This window comes from Streptomyces sp. NPDC089424 (assembly GCF_044749345.1).
In the GTDB taxonomy this organism is placed as follows: domain Bacteria; phylum Actinomycetota; class Actinomycetes; order Streptomycetales; family Streptomycetaceae; genus Streptomyces.
Genome location: NZ_JBIVHU010000002.1, coordinates 828,489 through 846,205, shown reverse-complemented (window position 1 = coordinate 846,205; position 17,717 = coordinate 828,489). Strand labels below are relative to the sequence as shown.

The window sequence follows — 17,717 nt, the reverse complement described above, 5'->3', positions numbered from 1 at the left end:
CCGTCCGCAGTCTTGACCGGAAGAGAGGTCGACGCCACCGTTGTAGCTCACCAACGGGGGAGCCTTCCCGTCGGGACCCTGTGCGCCACGATTCACGTACGTGAATCGTGGCGCGGGCCGTGGAGTGACGGACACGAAGGGAGTCGGCCGTGACGGCAGACGAGCGCCGGGGGAGCGACGCGCACCCCGTCGGAGGGATCACCAGACGTGGCCTGATCGCCGGTGCCGCGCTCGTGGCGGCCGGCGGAACGGTCGGCGCCGCCCCCGCCGACCGGGGAGCCGACCGCGGACAAGTGGCCACCCTCTGGCGGGAGTTCGTCCGGAACCCCTATGCCCACCCGCAGATCCCGTACGTCGGCCGCGCGGGCTTTCGCGGGGGAGCCGCACGCCTGCCCCGCCGCCCGGTCGTGGCCGACGTACGCGACCACGGAGCCGTGGCGGACGACACGGTCGACTCCGCCCCCGCCATCAACCGTGCCATCGCCGCCGCCGGAGAGGCCGGCGGTGGCACGGTCACCATCCCGCCCGGCACCTTCCGCATCGACGACCTGATCCGCGTCGGACACTCCGGCGTCGTGCTGCGGGGCGCCGGCAGCGGCCGTACCACGCTGTACGCGACGCGGAACCTCACCGAGCTGATCGGTGCCTACGGGTCCCGGTACGGCGGCGACAAGTCCTCCTGGTCCTGGGCGGGCGGCCTCATCTGGATGGCCCCGCAGGCCCGTTGGACCTCGCTGGTGACCGCGATCCGGGCGCGGCAGTGGCCCTTCGAGGGCTGGACCGGCAACCGCCGTGACGAGTTCCGTCCCCTCACCTCGGTCGAACCCGCCCGGCAGGGTTCCTGGACCGTGCGCGTCGCCGACCCCTCGCAGCTGCGTCCCGGCGCCGTCGTCCTGCTCCGTCTCACCGACGACGCCGGCCACACCCTGCTGGAGCACATGGCGGGCGGCGGCCCCGGCCCGGAGGCGTACTTCTGGGACGACAAGACGAAACTGACCTCGTACGTGCCCTACGAGTGGCCGGTCCGCGTCACACGCGTCCGCGGCCGTGAGGTCACCCTGGAGCGTCCCCTCCCGCTCGACGTGCGCCCCGAGTGGCAGCCGCTGCTCACCACACTCGTCACCCCGCTCACGGGTGCCGGGGTCGAGGGCCTGACCCTGGAGGCGGTGGAGACCCCCCAGGCCCCCCATCTGCTCGACAAGGGCCACAACGGCGTCGTGCTGCAGTGTGCCTACGACTGCTGGGTCGACGACGTGACGGTGCGCCACGTGGACAACGGCTTCGGCCTGGTCGCCGCCTCGGCGTGCACGCTGCGCCGCACGCGGGTGGCGGGACGGGGCACCCACCACCCGTACTACTGCCGCGAGGGCTCGCACGACAACCTCGTCGAGGACTTCACCATCGAGGAGCGCACGACCCCCGCGCCCGCGAACACCCAACTGCACGGCATCAACGTCGAGGGCCTGTCCTCGTACAACGTGTGGTCGCGCGGCCGGATGGCGATGGGCACCTTCGACAGCCACCGGGGCATGCCCTTCGCCAACGTCCGCACCGACATCACCGTCCACAACAACGGCCGCCACGGCGGCGACGCGAGCGCCGGCCCGCTGTTCGGCGCGCGCTTCACCCACTGGAACATCCGCGTCACCAACGGCCGCGCGGGGCTGATGAAGATCGACGGCCTGGCACCGCGCTCCGCGACCGTCGGCATCAACGAGGTCACCGAGTTCGACCAGATCGACGTCCCCGACTTCACGGGTGACCTGCGCTCCCGCCTGGAGTTGTACGGCACCACCGACGTGGTGCGCCCACGCAACCTGTACGACGCCCAGCGCGACCTGCGAGACGACCGAAGGAGAAGGCAGTCATGAGTCCTTCCCGGCGTACGGTCCTCGCCACCGCGGTCGGCACGGCTGCCACGGCCGGTGTCCCGGCCCCGGCCGCGGGCGCCGTCGAGGGGAGTCCACAGCGGTCGACGGTGGACGAACTGCGTGCCGCGGCCGACTACGCGGTGGAGAAGATCGCGTCGGTGGCGCCCGGGGTGCGGGCCTTCCCGGTGGGGACCAGGTTCGAGAAGTGGGTGTACTCCCAGAACGGCGACTGGGTGGGCGGCTTCTGGCCGGGGACGCTGTGGATGGCGCACTTGTACAGCGGGGACGACGGGCTGCGCACCCTGGCAATCGACTCGGCGCGGCGACTGGCGCCCCGCCAGTACGACACCGGCACCCACGACCTCGGCTTCCTGTTCTACCCCTCCTGGGTCACCGCCTGGCGCCTGACGGGCGAGAACAGTTGGCGGACCGGCGCCGTCCGGGCCGCCGACTCACTGATCCAGCGGTACAACCCCCGCGGCCGATTCCTGAGGGCGTGGGGAGCGCTGAACGACCCGGCCAACGCCGGCCGGGTCATCATCGACACGATGATGAACCTCGATCTCCTCGCCTTCGCCGGCGCGCAGACGGGCGACGGTAAGTACCTCGACATCGCCGTGCAGCACGCGATCACGGCCCAGCGGGTCTTCGTGCGCCCGGACGGCTCCACCCCGCACGTCTACGACTTCGACGCGGCCACCGGCGCGCCGATCGGCCCGAACACGGTGCAGGGCTACAGCGCCACCTCGTGCTGGGCGCGTGGACAGGCCTGGGGAATCTACGGGTTCACCACCATGTACCGGCGCACGGGCGACCAGCGCTTCCTCACCACGGCGCGCCGACTCGCGGACTTCGCGACCGGGGCCCTCGGCGCGGACGACGTGCCTGTCTGGGACTTCCGCGCGCCCCAGCAGCCCCACGACATCAAGGACGCCTCGGCCGGCGCGATCATGGCATGCGGACTGCTCGACCTGGCCGCCGCCACGGGCCGATTCTCCTACCGGGACGTCGCCCTGCGCCTGCTCACGGCACTGGCGCGGACCTGCCTGACGCGGAAGTCGTCCCGCGCCGAGGCGGTGCTGGCCCGCTGCACACGCAACCGCCCCGCCGAGGACGGCATCGAGATCTCCCTGCCCTACGCCGACTACTACTTCCTGGAGGGCATCCTGCGCGTCCTGCACCCCGACGCCATCGCCCACGCCATCGACCTGTCAGGGCCCCCGAACCCGTCCTCCTAGATCATTTCTTGACTGATAGTTAATTTCGTGTTCACGACAACCTCCTTCATCTGCACATAAGTTCCTCTCGTTTGTGATCTTTATGTGAGGGGTGGGGTTGTGACACGGGGGCTGCGTCACGTCGCGTTGGTGACGGTCACGGTGCTGGCGGTGCTCACCGGCACCGAACAGGCGGGTCTCGCCCTGGGGAGCGAGGGCGAGACCGCTTCCGCCGGCCCGGTCCCCGGGCAGCCGTGGGGCACGGCGGACGGCCGTTCCCATGACGCCTCCGCCGCGTCCACCGACGCGACGGCCCGAGGCGGCCGGGACGGAGCCCTCGACGCCCCCGGCGAGCTGGACCCCGAGACCCCGGCGCCCGCCGCCGCACTGCCCGGCGCCGCCGACCCGGTGCTCACCGGCTCCCTGCGGCAGGTCGCCGCCCCCCGTACGCGGACGCCCTCCGGCTTCGACGGCGAGGCGAGCGAGGAACTGCCCGCGAGCCGCACCGAGCGGAGCAGCACCTACCGCAACGAGGACGGCACCTTCACCACCCGGTACTACGACGAGGCGGTCAACTTCCGTGCGTCCGACGGAACCTGGCGGTCCGTCGACACCTCGCTGGTGCCGGCGGACGCGCAGGCGGGAACGCGCACGATGAACGTCGCCGACCCCGCGTACCGGACCCGGGCCACCGAGCTGGGCATCACCTTCGCGAGCCGGGCGGACGCCGAACCGCTGGTGCGACTGGAGATCGACCAGAGCCGTTCCGTCAGCTACTCGCTGGAGGGTGCCGCCGCCGTGCCGGCCGACGTGGACGGCGGTGTCGTGACCTACCCCGGGGTGCTGCCGCACGCCGACCTGGAGTTCGTGGCGGGCAGTGACTCCGTCAAGGAGGTCATGGTCCTCGACTCCGCCCAGGCACCCACGACCTGGCGCTTCCCGTTGGACTCCCCGGGCCTGGTCGCGGCACTCGACGGGCGGGGCGGGGTCGCCTTCCGCGACGCCTCAGGCGAGCAGCGGGCGTGGATCCCGCCGGGCTGGATGCAGGACGCGAACCTGGCGCCGGACTCGGGCGAGGGCGCGATCTCCTCCGGCGTCACCTACGCACTCGACACCGAGGGCGGCCGCCAGGTCCTGGTGGTGGGGCTGGACGCGAAGTGGCTGTCCGCCCCGGAGCGGGTCTTCCCGGTGCGCGTCGACCCCTCGGTGAAGTCCGTCGACGCGACCTCCGGCACGTACGTGGAGTCGCCGTACAACCAGAACTTCGCCTCGGACACCGTGCTGAAGGTGGGCACGTACGACGGAGGCGGTCACAAGGCGGCGGCCTTCCTGCGCTTCGCGGGTGTCGAGTCCTCGCTGAAGAACGCGTGGGTGCTGAGCGCCAACCTGGCCCTCTACAACACCTGGTCGCAGTCGTGCACCGCCCGCCCGGTGACCATCCACCCGATCACCTCGGACTGGGCCGAGACCACCACGACCAAGTGGCCCGGCCCGGCTACCGGTTCGTCGCTCGCCTCGAAGAGCTTCGCGCACGGCTGGCGTCCCAGCGGCACGACGACGTGGTCCTGCGGTGCGGCCTGGGAGACGATCAAGTTGGGGTCCGCCGGGCGCACCCTGGTCGACGACTGGACGCACGGCCGGAAGAAGAACTACGGCCTCGCGGTCAAGGCGTCCACGACCGACTCCAAGGGCTGGAAGCAGTTCGGCTCCGACGACTACCCGAACGGCAAGCCCAGCCTGGACGTCACCTGGACCAAGTACGGAGCCACCTACAAGCTCGGCTCCCTGGTCACCCCGATGACGGCGACGTCCGAGGGAGTCATGAAGGTCACCGTCACCAACCGCGGTCAGGAGACGTGGACGAAGGGCGGCAACTACAAGCTCCGGTACTACCTGTTCGACGCGTCCGGCAAGGACATCTCCAACGGCTCCAACGTCCTGTACACGGACATGCCGCAGGACGTGTCCCCGAACGAGACCGTGACGGTCGACGCCAGGATCGCGGCCCTCACTCCGGCGACGTACACACTCCAGTGGACCATGACGGACTACGGGACCAGTACGTTCACCCAGGCAGGCATAGCGGGTCCGGCCGTCAAGATCTCCGCCGTGAACATCCCGCCGCAGCTGACCGCGGAGTCCCCGGGCAGCGGCGCCGTGTTCGACTCCCTCACCCCGACCCTCTGGGCCAACGGCACCGACGCCGACCGCTATCCGAGCGCCGCGCTCCAGTTCACCTTCGAGGTCTGCGAGGTGGAGGGCAGCAACGCGCGCAAGAACTGCCGCAGCGGGACACGCACGACGTCCAAGCAGTGGGCGGTGCCCGCGGGCTGGCTGTCGTGGGGCAAGCAGTACGCCTGGTACGCCTACGCGTACGACGGCAACGCGACCTCCGCCCGGCCGGGCCCGGCGCTGTTCACCACGCAGGTCCCGCAGCCCGGCGTCACCCGGCACCTGGGCGGCGCGGACGCCGGCCGCGACTTCGGGTCACGGGCCGGAAACTACGTCACCGCCGCGACCGACGCCGCGCTCTCCACGGTCGGACCCGAGCTGGCGGTGAACCGCACCTACAACTCGCTCGACCCGAGGACGGACGGAGCATTCGGCGCCGGCTGGTCCACACCCTGGGACATGCGCCTCGCCGAGGAAACGCAGACCGGGACACTCCTGATCACCCAGGCCGACGGCTCACAGGTCCGCTACGGCCGCAATCCCGACGGCAGCTACGCCGGTCCCTCCGGCGGGACCTCCACCCTCGTCCCCGAGGGCGACGGCTGGGCGCTGCGCACTGCCTCCGCCGTCACGTACCACTTCGGCGCGGGCGGTCTGCTCGCCTCGATCACGGACGGCGCCGGCCGGAGCCAGCGCCTGAAGTACCAGCAGGAGGGCGGCGGTCCGCTGACCCGTGTGACCGACGCGCTGTCCGGGCGGTACCTGGACCTGGCCTGGACCGGCGACCACGTCTCCTCGGTGACCACCAGCCCGGTCGACTCCGGGCAGCCCGGTCTGAGCTGGTCGTACACCTACGACGGTGACCGGCTGCAGAAGGTGTGCCCGCCCACGTCGGCCACCGAGTGCACGCGCTACGACTACACCGACGGTTCGCTCTACCGGACGTCGGTGCTGGACGACAACCCGGTCTCGTACTGGCGGCTGGGGGAGAAGGATGGTTCCGCCGCCCGCAGCCAGGCCCCGTCTCGGACCGGACTGAACACCGCCGAGTACACCGACGTGGTCCTCGACGCGCCCGGCGCGCTCGCCGGCACCACGGACACGGCCGGCTCCTTCGACGGCGCCGACTCCGTGGTGGAACTGCCCGACAGCACGGTGCACTCGTCGTCGTTCCTGTCCACCGAGCTGTGGTTCAGGACGACCGGGCCCGGCGTGCTCTTCTCCTACCAGGACGAGCGCCTCACCGAGGCCAAGCCCGGCTGGTGGACCCCGGCGCTCTACGTCGGCACCGACGGCAAGCTGCGCGGACAGTACTGGCGCGAAGGCGGCAAGGGACCGATCACTTCGGCCGGCACGGTCACCGACGACGCCTGGCACCACGTGGTGCTCGCCGGGGCCGGGACCACGCAGGCGCTGTACCTGGACGGAGCGAAGGTCGGTACCCTGACGGGCGCGATCAACCACACCGACCAGGTGTACACCTACGTCGGCGCCGGATACACCGGAGGCGGCTGGCCGTCCCTGGACACCACCGACACCTATGGGCACTTCACCGGTGTGATCGACGAGGTCGCCGTGTACGACCGGCCGCTGTCGCCGCAGTCGGTGGCCCAGCATCACGCGGCCCGGGGCACCGCCGGCCGGATGTCCGCCGTCACCCTGCCCTCGGGCCGGACCGACGCCGAGATCTCCTACGACGCGGCCACCGACCGTGCCACCGAGGTCACCGAAGAGTCCGGAGGCACCTGGCGGATCTCCGCCCCCGACTACTCCTCGGGTTCGGCGGCGTACGAGACGGCCGTGAAGTCGGCCTCGCCGTCCGGCTACTGGAGACTCGGCGACCGGCGCGGCGCCACGGCGGCCGACGCGCTCGCCGAGGGGGCCGACGGCTCCTACGGCGACGGGGCCACCCTCGCGCAGCCCGGCGCGTTCGCCGACGGCGACGACACGGCCGTCTCCTTCGACGGTACCGGCGGCTGGGTCGAGGTCCCCGAGGACGCGCTGCACGGCTCCACCGACGTCGCGGTCGAGCTGTGGTTCAGGACGGAGAAGCCGGGCGTGCTGGTCGGCGACCAGTCCCGCGAGATCGACGACCCGGCGGGCGTGGGCGGCTCGTGGACCCCGGTGCTCTACGTGGGCGCGGACAAGAAGCTGCACGGCAAGTTCTACGCCGGCACCTCGGTCACGGGTACCTCGCTGAACTCGGCGGCCACGGTGACGGACAACGAGTGGCACCACGCGGTGGTGTCGGCGTCCGGGACGACGCAGACGCTGTATCTGGACGGTGTGAAGCAGGGCACCTTCACGGGTGCCGTCAGCCATCAGGCCAACACCCGCACCTACATTGGCGCGGGCTTCGCGGCCGCGGCCTGGCCGAGCAGCCCCGGTGACATCAGCTACTTCACCGGATCCGTCGACGAGGTCGCCGTCTACCAGCACCCGCTGGACGCCAAGACCGTCGCGGCACACCACCACGCCCGCACCGGCCTGGTCACCGGCGACGCCGCCCGCTACCGGGGTGCCACCGGGGCGGATGCGCCGGGCGGCTACTGGCGCCTGGACGAGACGTCCGGCACCACGGCGAGGAGCACGGTCGCGGCCAACGACGGCGCCGGCACCTACCGTTCCGCCACGCTCGGGGGCACCGGTGCCTTCGGCCCCGGCGAGGGCGCCGCCGCGCAGTTCACCGGCGCCGGATACGCGGAGCTGCCGGGCGGGATCCTGCACGCCTCGAAGAACCTGGCCGTGGAGCTGTGGTTCAAGACCAGCAAGCCGGGCGTCATGGTCGGCGACCAGTCCAGGAAGATCGACGACCCGGCGGGCGTGGGCGGCTCGTGGACCCCGGTGCTCTACGTGGGCGCGGACAACAAGCTGCACGGCAAGTTCTACGCCGGCACCTCGGTCACGGGTACCTCGCTGAACTCGGCGGCCTCGGTCACCGACAACCAGTGGCACCACGCGGTGGTGTCGGCGTCCGGGACGACGCAGACGCTGTATCTGGACGGTGTGAAGCAGGGCACCTTCACGGGTGCCGTCAGCCATCAGGCCAACACCCGCACCTACATAGGCGCTGGCTTCGCGGCCGCGGCCTGGCCGAGCAGCCCCGGTGACATCAGCTACTTCACCGGATCCGTCGACGAGGTCGCCGTCTACCAGCACCCGCTGACGGACGGCCAGGTCTCGGCGCACTACCGCGCGGCGGTGGAGTCCGACACCTCGGCGCTGCTGTCCACCGTCCGGGTCACCGACCCGCTCGGTGCGGTCACGTCCGCGACCTACGACGCCCTGCGCGCCCAGCGGACGGTGTCCACCACCGACGGCGACGGCGGCACCACCGGCTACGCCTACGACGCGGGCGGCTTCCTGCACACCGTCACCGACCCGAACGGGCACGCCACCGTCACCGGCCACGACAAGCGGGGCAACACCGTCTCGACCACGACATGCCGGGACGCCGACTCCTGCTGGACCGCCTTCACCGACTACTACCTCAACAGCGCGGACGAGTTGGATCCGCGCAACGACAGGCCCACTGCCGTCCGCGACGCCCGCTCCTCCGGGCCCGCCGACGACCGCTACGTCACCAGGTTCACCTACAACGCGCAGGGCCTGCCGCTGACGGCGCAGCGCGCCGACGGCACCGGCTCCGCCCTCACCTACACGGCGGGCACCGAAACGGCCGTCGGCGGCGGTACCGTCCCGGCCGGACTGGTGGCGACCGAGACCACCCCGGCCGGCGCCAGGACGGCGTACCGCTACTACGCGGGCGGCGACATGGCGGAGTCCACCGCCCCGTCCGGGCTGGTCACCAAGTACACCTACGACGGCCTGGGCCGGCCGACGGCCGAGACCGAGGTCTCCGACGCCCTTCCCGCCGGGGTGACCACGACCTACGCCTACGACAAGCTGTCCCGGACCCTGTCGAGGACCGGCACCGGGACGAAGAACGAGATCACCGGCACCACGCACACCGCCCGTACCGGTTACACCTACGACGCCGACGGCCGTCTGCTGTCGGAGACCACCGAGGACACCACCGGCGGCGACCCGTCCCGCACGACGACCTACCACTACGACGCGCACGGGCTGAACGACACGGTCACCGACCCCGGCCGGCACACGACCAGCTACGCGTACGACGCGCTCGGCCGCGTGACGTCGATGACCGACGCCGAGGGCAGGACCGTGACCTACGGCTACACGCCCGGCGGGCGGCACGCGGCGACCGTCCTGAAGGACTGGACCGGCGATCCCTCGGGCGAGGTGCGGGACCTGACCCTGGTCTCGCAGGCCTACGATCCCGCCGGCCGCCTGGCGACCAGCACGGACGCCATGGGCGCGACGACCGCCTACACCTATTACGACGACGGCCTGACCGCCACCGTGACCGCCCGGGGGATCACCCGGGCCGACGGCAGCCGGCACGACATCGTCCTGGAGGCGGACACCTACGACGGCGCCGGGAACCTGGTCCGCCAGGTCACCGGAGGCGGCAGGACAACCGTCACGCACGCCGTCGACGCGCTCGGCCGCACCACCCGCAGCGTGCTGGACCCCGACGGCCTGAACCGGGCCGTGGACTACGCCTACGACGCCGACGACCGGGTCACCGGCCGGACGCAGAACATCGCCGGGAACACGAAGCTGACGACCACGGCGGACTACGACTCCGCGGGCAACGTCGTGCGGCAGAGCGTCACCGACGGCACCGGCACCCACACGGCGACCGCCACCTACGACGACCGCAACCTGCCGCTGACCTCGGTCGGCCCGCGCGGCAACGCCGCCGGCGCCGACCCGGCCGCGTACACCACCACCTACCGGCACGACGCGCTCGGCCGGCGAACCGCGCAGACCGCCCCGGAGGTCGACGCGGAGCAGAACGGCAAGCCGGCCACGCCGGTCCGGCCGACCGTGCGCACCGGATACAACACCTTCGGCGACACCACCGGGACCGAGGACGCCCTCGGCCGGGTGACCCGCACCGAGGTCGACGCGCTGGGCCGGGCCACGGCGGTCACCCTGCCCGACTACACCCCGCCGGGCGCCGCCGCGCCGCTGACAGCGACCACCCGCACCACCTACACCCCGCTCGGTCTGCCGCAGTCGGTGACCGACCCGCTGGGCCGCACCACCCGCTACGCCTACGACCAGTTCGGGCAACTCGTCACCCGGACCGACCCGGTGGCCGACCCGGCCGCCGCCCTCGCCGCGGCCGAGGCCGACCCCGACCTGATCGTCGGACCCGTCACGGCGGCGGACGGCGGCGGCGTCACCACGTACAGCTGGACCCCCACCGGGCTGCGGCTGTCGGCCACCGACCCGACCGGCGCGCGCACCGAGGCCACCTACGACGAACTCGGCCGGCAGCTGACCGCTACCACCGTCGAACGCCGGCCCACCCCGCAGAACCTGACCACCACCTACACCTGGGACGACGCCTCGCGCCGGACCGCCTCGACCACACCGGCAGGCCGCACCAGCACCGCCACCCACAACCCTGCCGACGAGGTCCTGTCCGTCAGCGACGCGGTCGGCACCACCCGCTACGAGTACGACGGACTCGGCCGCCGCACGGCGGTCACCGACGCCACCGGGCGCCGCACCACCACCGCCTACGACGCGCTCGGCGACATCACCTCCGTCATCGAGTTCGGCAGCGGCACCACCGCCCTGCGCACCACCACCTCCGAGTACGACGCCGAGGGCAATCTCACCGCGACCGTCTCCCCGCAGACCAAGGCCCGCACCACCTACGCCTACGACGCGCTGGGACGGGTGACACAGCTGACCGAGCCGGTCGAGGAAGGCGAGTCCGTCACCACCACCTTCGGGCACGACGCGGCGGGCAACCGGACCCGTCTGACCGACGGCCGGGAGAACACCACCGTCCAGACCTACAACTCCTGGGGCCTGCCCGAGTCCACGATCGAGCCCGCCACCACGGCCCACCCGGAGGCGGCCGACCGCACCTGGACGACGGTCTACGACGCCGTCGGCCAGGCGGTCGCCGAGACCCTGCCGGGCGGCGTGGAGCGGCACAGCACCTACGACGGCCTCGGCCGCCTCACCCGGGAGACGGGCAGCGGCGCGGAAGCGGCCACCGCCGACCGCACGTTCGGCTACGACCTGGCGGGACGCCTGACGTCCGCGGGCTCCGGCGTCCCGCTCACCCCGAACACCTACACCTACAACGACCGCGGCCAGCTCCTGTCCGCCGCCGGCCCCGGCGGCGCCGCGACCTACGCCTACGACGCCGACGGCAACATGACGCAGCGCACCGACCCGGAGAACACCACCGAGTACGGCTACGACGCCGCCGGCCGCCTCGACTGGCTGTGGAACGAGATGACCGGCGCGGACATCTGGTACACATGGGACGCGGCCGGCCGGCCCGTCATGGAGCAGTACGCGAACAGGCCGGAGGGCTCCACCGAGTGGCGGGAGACCGCACGGCGCAGCTACGGCTACGACCCGCTCGGCCGCCTCACCGACGACCTCGTCACCACCCCCGACGAGTCCACCGTCGTCACGTCCACGTCCTACGCCTACGACCTGGACGACCGGCTCACCGGCAAGGACACCGCCGGGACCGCGGGTGCGGGCTCCCACACCTACGCCTACGACCAGGCGGGCCGTCTGACTTCCTGGACCACCGGGGGCCGGACCACCGCCTACGCGTGGGACAAGGCCGGCAACCGCACGCAGGCGGGCTCCGCCACCGCCGCCTACGACGCCCGCAACCGCCTTCTGACCGACGGGACCACGGACTACACGTACACCGCGCGCGGCACCCTCGCCTCGGCAGCCAGGGCCGGCGCCCCGACCCGGGACGTCGCCTTCGACGCCTTCGAGCGGAAGATCACCGACGGCGGCAGGACCTCCACCTACGACTCCCTCGACCGCCTCGCCGCACAGGGCACCACCACGTTCCGCTACGACGGCGGCTCCCACCAGCTGCTCGGGGACGGCACCACCGACTACAGCCGCACCCCCGACGGCTCACTGCTGGCCGGCACGGACGGCACCACCGCCCAGTGGTCCGTGACCGACCTGCACACCGACCTGGTCGCCGGCCTCGACGTCGAGGGCACGCGAGTCACCGGCTCCACCGCCTACGACCCCTTCGGCCGCCAGACCGCCACCGACGGCACGACACCCGCCGTCGGCTACCAGTCCGGCTGGACCGACCCGGCCACCGGCGACGTCGACATGGCGGCCCGCTGGTACCAGCCCGACACCGGCTCCTTCGCCTCGCGGGACACCTGGCAGCTCGATCCCGACCCGTCCGTCCAGGCCAACCGGTACACCTACGGCAACGCCGACCCCCTGGGCAACACGGACCCGACCGGACACTGCCCGTCCTGCGCCGTCATGTACGGCAGCGCGGCCGTCGCCGCCACCGCGTCCGCGGCGCTCGGCTACTGGTGCAAGCTGCACTGCGAGTCGCTCTTCACGGGCGTGAAGGACGCGATCGGCTACGCCGCCGGCTACAACTGGCAGGCACCCGCCTTCCCCAGCGGCAGCTGGTCCTACTCCAGCGGCTACAGCCCTTCGTACTCCTACGGCTACAGCGGGAGCACCTACAACTACGGCTACGGCAGCAGCTCCTACGGCTACGGATACGGCTACGGCGGAGGCCACTCGGGCAGCGGCGGCTCCTACAGCTACTCGGGCGGCGGCCACCACTACGGGTACGGCTACTCCGGCGGTACCTCGACCGCCGTCCGGCCGCGCCCCAAGCCCAAGCCGATCGACCAGAACCCCAACAACGGCAAGAACCCCAAGCCGGCCCCCGACCGCCCCGCCCCGAAGCCGGACTGGAACCCGGGCGGCGGCAAGTGGAAGCCCGGTGACGCCGTCAAGCTGGTCATCACCGCCGCCAAGGTGATCGACCTGATGGGCAACGAGCAGTACACGCCGGACGTGTACGAGGCACCCGGGACCGACCCGGGTACCGCGACGGGCCCCGGCACCCGGGACGACGACCCGTCCGACTGCCGCAGGCCGGACGGCGGCTGGGTGGACCCCGGGCCGCGCGACGCCGCACACGGAAACCGGGCAACCGGTGTGGAGGCCTGTCTCGACCTCGCGTACGTGACCGCCCACCCCGGCACACCCACCGCGACCCGAGAGGGAATCAAGCCGCCCGGTTACGACTGGGCCCGTGCCTACGTGGGCTATCTGGGCGGCAGGCCCCGCGACGTCAACGCCTGTCACCTCCTCGGCGCGCAGCTCAGCGGCTCGGGCACCGACCTGGCCAACCTGGCTACCTGTGGCACCGACGCCAACTCCTACGTCGGAAAGGCCCAGACGCCGATCCCGCCCATGGACAGCATGCTCGACTTCGAGGACACCGTCCGGTCCCTCGTCGACTCCCAGCATGTCGTCCGCTACGAGGTGACCCCGGTGTACAGCGGCAATCGGACCGTGCCCCACGAGTTCGAGATGTCCTACACGGCATGGGACAGCCAGGGGCGCTACACCGGCTCCGACGCCACCACCGTCTCGAACCTCATCTACACTGCCGGCCGCGGCTGGAAGAACCTGGGCACCGCGATCGACAGCCGCACCGGTGCCGACGTCCCCATGCCGGGGCGGCCGTGAACCCGCCCCGGCGTCCCCAGCGCGAAGGGAACCTTCCATGTCCCACCCCGCCGTCACCCGTCTGCGGCAGTTGCTTGCGCCGCCCGGCTCCGGGGGCGATGCGGTGGACTGGGACGAGGTCGAGCGGTCGTCGGGGCTGGTGCTTCCGGCGGACTACCGGGAGTTCGTGGAGGTCTACGGGGGCGGCGAGATCGACGAGTACCTGTCGGTCAGCACTCCGCCCGTTCCCGGATCGCCGTACGGGGATCTCCTGGAACGGAAGGACCCCGCCCTTCCGGAGCAGGACCGCGAGAGGATCTGCGCCGTGCTGAGGCGTGATGTGCTGCCGCCCTTGCTGCCCTTCGCGGACACGGCGAGCGGTGACGTCGCGTTCTGGGTGCGCGAGGGGGAGCCCGACGGGTGGCGGGTGCTGGTCTTCCGAAGGCAGACGCCGTACGGGACGGACCGCTGGACGCTGTTCGACCGTGGCATGGCCGACTTCTGCGGGGCGGCCCTGACCGGTGAGGTGAACCCGTTCAGCGAACGGCTCCCGGTGGGGGACCGGCAACACGAGTTCGCGGGCTGGCGCGGAGCGGCGTAGGAGCGGCAGGCCGCGGCGGGTCAACGCCGGTCAGGGCGCGGTCCGTCCGGGGCGGTGGTGGCCGTGTCGTCGGGTACCGCGCAGCCGGCGGGTGCGTCGCCGCGGCCGCAGTGGTGGGTGGTGAACATGTACAACAGGCCGGTGACCACCACCACGGCACCGCACAGCAGGACGATCCAGTTTTCGAACCACGGATCCTGCGGGTTCCGCGGCCAGGCGATGTTGACGATGGCGAAGATGCCGTAGGCCAGCGCCACCGCGTTCACCGGGAGGCCCCAGCGGCCCAGGGTGAACGCGCCCAGCGGACGCCACCCCTTGAGCCGCGCGCGCAGCGCCGCCAGGACGACCATCTGGAAGCAGCCGTAGATGCCGAGGATGGCGAACGAGACGATGTCGGTGAGCGCGTCCTGCGACACCAGGGAACCGAAGGCGATGAGCAGGGGTACCGCCGCGGACACCAGCAGCGCGTACCCCGGGACCGCGCGGGCGTGGGAGAACCGCCGCAGCAGCCGGTGACCCACGATCATCTCGTCGCGGGCGTAGGAGTAGATGAGCCGCCCGGCCGCCGCCTGGAGACTGATCGTGCAGGACAGGAAGGAGATCAGGACCACGGCCATCACCGCCCGGGCCCCGAACTCGCCCATGGCGTCGAACAGCACGCCCACCACCGGGTCCGGGTCCTCACCCGAGATGACCGCCTCGTAGTCGGTCACCGACAGCAGCAGCGACAGGCAGGTGAACGTCGCCGCGGCACCGCCGATGTAGATGGTGCGGCGCATCGCGCGGGGGATGACGTTGCCGGGGCGGGCCACCTCCTCCGCGGTGTCGCCGCACGCCTCGAAGCCGTAGTACTGGTAAAAGCCGATGATCGCCGCCGCCAGGAACACCGGCAGGTAGGAGCCGCTCCCCTCGGTGCCGTAGGTGTCGAAGACGACTCCGAGCCCGTGGTGGCGGTGCGTGACCAGCAGGTACACGCCGACGACGAGGGCGCCGACGAGCTCGCCCACGAAGCCGATCAGGGCGGCCGCCGACAGCGCCTTGGTCCCCGCGTAGTTGATCAGCACCGCGACGACGATGAGGACCGCAGTGCACAGCACGGTGGTGTGCACGGTCGGGGCGAAGCCGAACAGGATGGCGATGTAGGGGCCGGCGCCGTAGGCCACGGAGGTGATCGTCACCAGCAGCGCCCACATGTATACCCATCCGGTCATCCACGCCCAGCGCTTGCCCCACAGCCGCCGGGCCCACGGGTAGACACCGCCCGCGACGGGGTACTGGGCGACGATCTCGCCGAAGACCAGGGCGACCAGGAACTGTCCGCAGCCGGCGAGCACGAACGCCCAGATCATCGGGGGTCCGCCGGTGGCGAGCGCGGTCCCGAAGAGGGTGTAGGTGCTCACCACCGGTGAGAGGTAGGTGAAGCCCAGGGCGAAGTTGGCCCAGGGGCCCATGTCCTTGCGGAACTCCGAGCCCGGCTCGCCCTCGGGGGTGCCGGACGCCGGTGCGGTGGGCTGCGGGCCGGTCACCGTCCCACCTCCCGGTCCGCCGGACCGGGACGGCCCGTGACGAGGTCGGCGGCCCGTTCGGCGGCGAGCAGGACGGTCACCATGGGGTTGACGGTGGGCATCGTCGGGAACACCGACGCGTCGACGATCCGCGCGCCCTCGACCCCGCGCAGCCTCAACTCGGGGTCGCAGACGGCCATCGGGTCGTCCGGGGCGCCCATGCGGCAGGTGCCCGCCGGGTGGTACACGGTGTGCGCCGCGCGGCGTCCGTACTCCGAGAGGTCGGTGTCGGAGACGACCTCCGGGCCGGGCGCGACCTCGCGGACGAGCCAGTCGCGCAGCGGTTCGGTCGCGGCGACCTCACGGGCCACCCGCAGGCCGTCCACGATCGTGCGCTCGTCGTGGCCCTCGGGATCCGTGAAGTACCGGAAGTCCAGGGCCGGATGCTCGGCGGGATCGGCGCTGCGCAGCCACATGCGGCCGACGGAGCGGGCGCGCGGCACGTTCGGCGTCATGCACACGCCGTGCCGGGGCACGGGGTGGCCGAGACGTTCGGTGTTGACGGTGAACGGCACCTGGTAGAAGTGGAACATCAGGTCCGGTCGTGCCCCGCCCTTGTCGCGGCGCACGAACAGACCGGCGTCGGAGTCCATCGCCGAGTTGGGCGGCAGCGGCCCGGCCGTCTCCCAGACGATCACGGACTCGGGGTGGTCCAGCAGGTTCTCCCCCACACCGGGCAGGTCCGCCCGTACCTCGATGCCCAGCTCGCGCAGGGCGTCGGCGGGCCCGACGCCGGACAGCATCAGCAGACGAGGAGTGTCGACGGCACCCGCGCACAGCAGCAGTTCGCGCTCGGCGCGCACGGTGGCCGGCCGGCCGTCGCTGTCGCGGACGGCGACCCGGGTCAGCCGTCCCGCCCCGTCGGGGAGCAGCTGATGGGCCCAGGTCTCCAGCAGCAGCGTGAGGTTGGGCCGGTCCATGACGGGGTGGAGGTACGCGACGGACGCGGAGGAGCGCAGGTTGCCCTCCGGCCGGTAGGCCAGCGAGAAGAAACCGGCGCCGTCGGCGAAGGGCCGGGCGTTGAAGTCGTCGATCACGGGGACGCCGAGGGCACGGGAGGCCGCCGTGACGAAGTCCTCGGCGATGGGATTGCGGTCGGCCTCGGCCACCGGGACGATCTCGGTGAGCAGCCGGTCCCGGTAGGGGAGGATCGTCGCCGGGTCCCAGCCGGAGCAGCCCCGGCCGACCCAGTCGTCGAGGTCCTGCGGCAGCGGCAGGAAGCTGATCAGCGTGTTGTGGGACGAGCAGCCGCCCAGCACGCGGGCCCGGGAGTGCAGGATGTGCGAGTTGCCGCGGGGCTGTTCCACGCTGGTGTAGCCGTAGTCGAACTCCGAGCCGAGCAGGTTGATCCAGTTGCGCAACCGCAGGATGCGCTCGTCGCCGACGTCGCTCGGACCGCCCTCGACGACGCAGACCCGGCAGTGCGGATCCTCGCTGAGGCGGGCGGCGAGCACGCAGCCGGCGGTGCCGCCGCCGACGACGACGTAGTCGTAGGCCGACTCGGCGCCGTGCACGGTGCTGGTGGCCATGCGGTGCCTTTCTGCGGTGGCCGTCCATGGGGCAGCGGCGGGCACCGCGCGGTCGGCCTCGGTGGCGCCCGCCCCGTCGACGTCGGGAGGACCCGGGTGGGCTAGGGACCCGGGGGGCGACCTGCGGGCGGGCGCGGTGGGGGGCGGCTGCCCCGGCCGGGACCCGGCACGCGGCC

6 protein-coding genes are annotated in these 17,717 nt (G+C 72.1%); 4 read left to right on the top strand and 2 right to left on the bottom strand.

The window, feature by feature from the left end; genetic code table 11:
• Window positions 1-149 precede the first annotated feature (149 nt).
• From ACIP2X_RS11375 to ACIP2X_RS11360, 4 genes are all read left to right on the top strand, one after another.
• A complete protein-coding gene (locus ACIP2X_RS11375; RefSeq protein ID WP_401670569.1) occupies window positions 150-1,871 on the top strand; it encodes a glycosyl hydrolase family 28-related protein in 1,722 nt (573 codons plus the stop codon).
• Complete coding sequence (locus ACIP2X_RS11370; RefSeq protein ID WP_401670567.1) at window positions 1,868-3,109, top strand: glucuronyl hydrolase; 1,242 nt, start codon at window positions 1,868-1,870, stop codon at window positions 3,107-3,109. Before ACIP2X_RS11375 ends, ACIP2X_RS11370 begins: the two co-directional genes overlap by 4 nt.
• A gap of 99 nt (window positions 3,110-3,208) precedes the next feature.
• Window positions 3,209-13,867 carry a LamG-like jellyroll fold domain-containing protein gene (locus tag ACIP2X_RS11365; RefSeq protein ID WP_401670564.1) on the top strand — a complete coding sequence of 3,553 codons (10,659 nt, stop codon included), beginning with the start codon at window positions 3,209-3,211 and terminating at the stop codon, window positions 13,865-13,867.
• A 37-nt stretch (window positions 13,868-13,904) separates the two neighbouring features.
• Window positions 13,905-14,447 (top strand): SMI1/KNR4 family protein, encoded by a 543-nt coding sequence (locus ACIP2X_RS11360; protein WP_401670562.1) that lies wholly within the window; start codon window positions 13,905-13,907, stop codon window positions 14,445-14,447.
• Between the two features lie 20 nt (window positions 14,448-14,467).
• Here ACIP2X_RS11360 and ACIP2X_RS11355 read toward each other — a convergent pair whose 3' ends face one another.
• Both ACIP2X_RS11355 and ACIP2X_RS11350 read right to left on the bottom strand, forming a co-directional pair.
• Window positions 14,468-15,973, bottom strand: coding sequence for an APC family permease (locus tag ACIP2X_RS11355; protein ID WP_401670560.1), 1,506 nt, complete (start codon window positions 15,971-15,973; stop codon window positions 14,468-14,470).
• Window positions 15,970-17,541, bottom strand: a complete 1,572-nt coding sequence (locus ACIP2X_RS11350) for a GMC family oxidoreductase (protein ID WP_401670557.1) — start codon at window positions 17,539-17,541, stop codon at window positions 15,970-15,972. Before ACIP2X_RS11350 ends, ACIP2X_RS11355 begins: the two co-directional genes overlap by 4 nt.
• Window positions 17,542-17,717 lie beyond the last annotated feature (176 nt).

Excerpts from the sequence above, each read along its gene's own strand:
- ACIP2X_RS11350 (WP_401670557.1), bottom strand. The coding sequence starts at position 17,541 with ATGGCCACCAGCACCGTGCACGGCGCCGAGTCGGCCTACGACTACGTC.
- ACIP2X_RS11360 (WP_401670562.1), top strand. The coding sequence starts at position 13,905 with ATGTCCCACCCCGCCGTCACCCGTCTGCGGCAGTTGCTTGCGCCGCCC.
- ACIP2X_RS11370 (WP_401670567.1), top strand. The coding sequence starts at position 1,868 with ATGAGTCCTTCCCGGCGTACGGTCCTCGCCACCGCGGTCGGCACGGCT.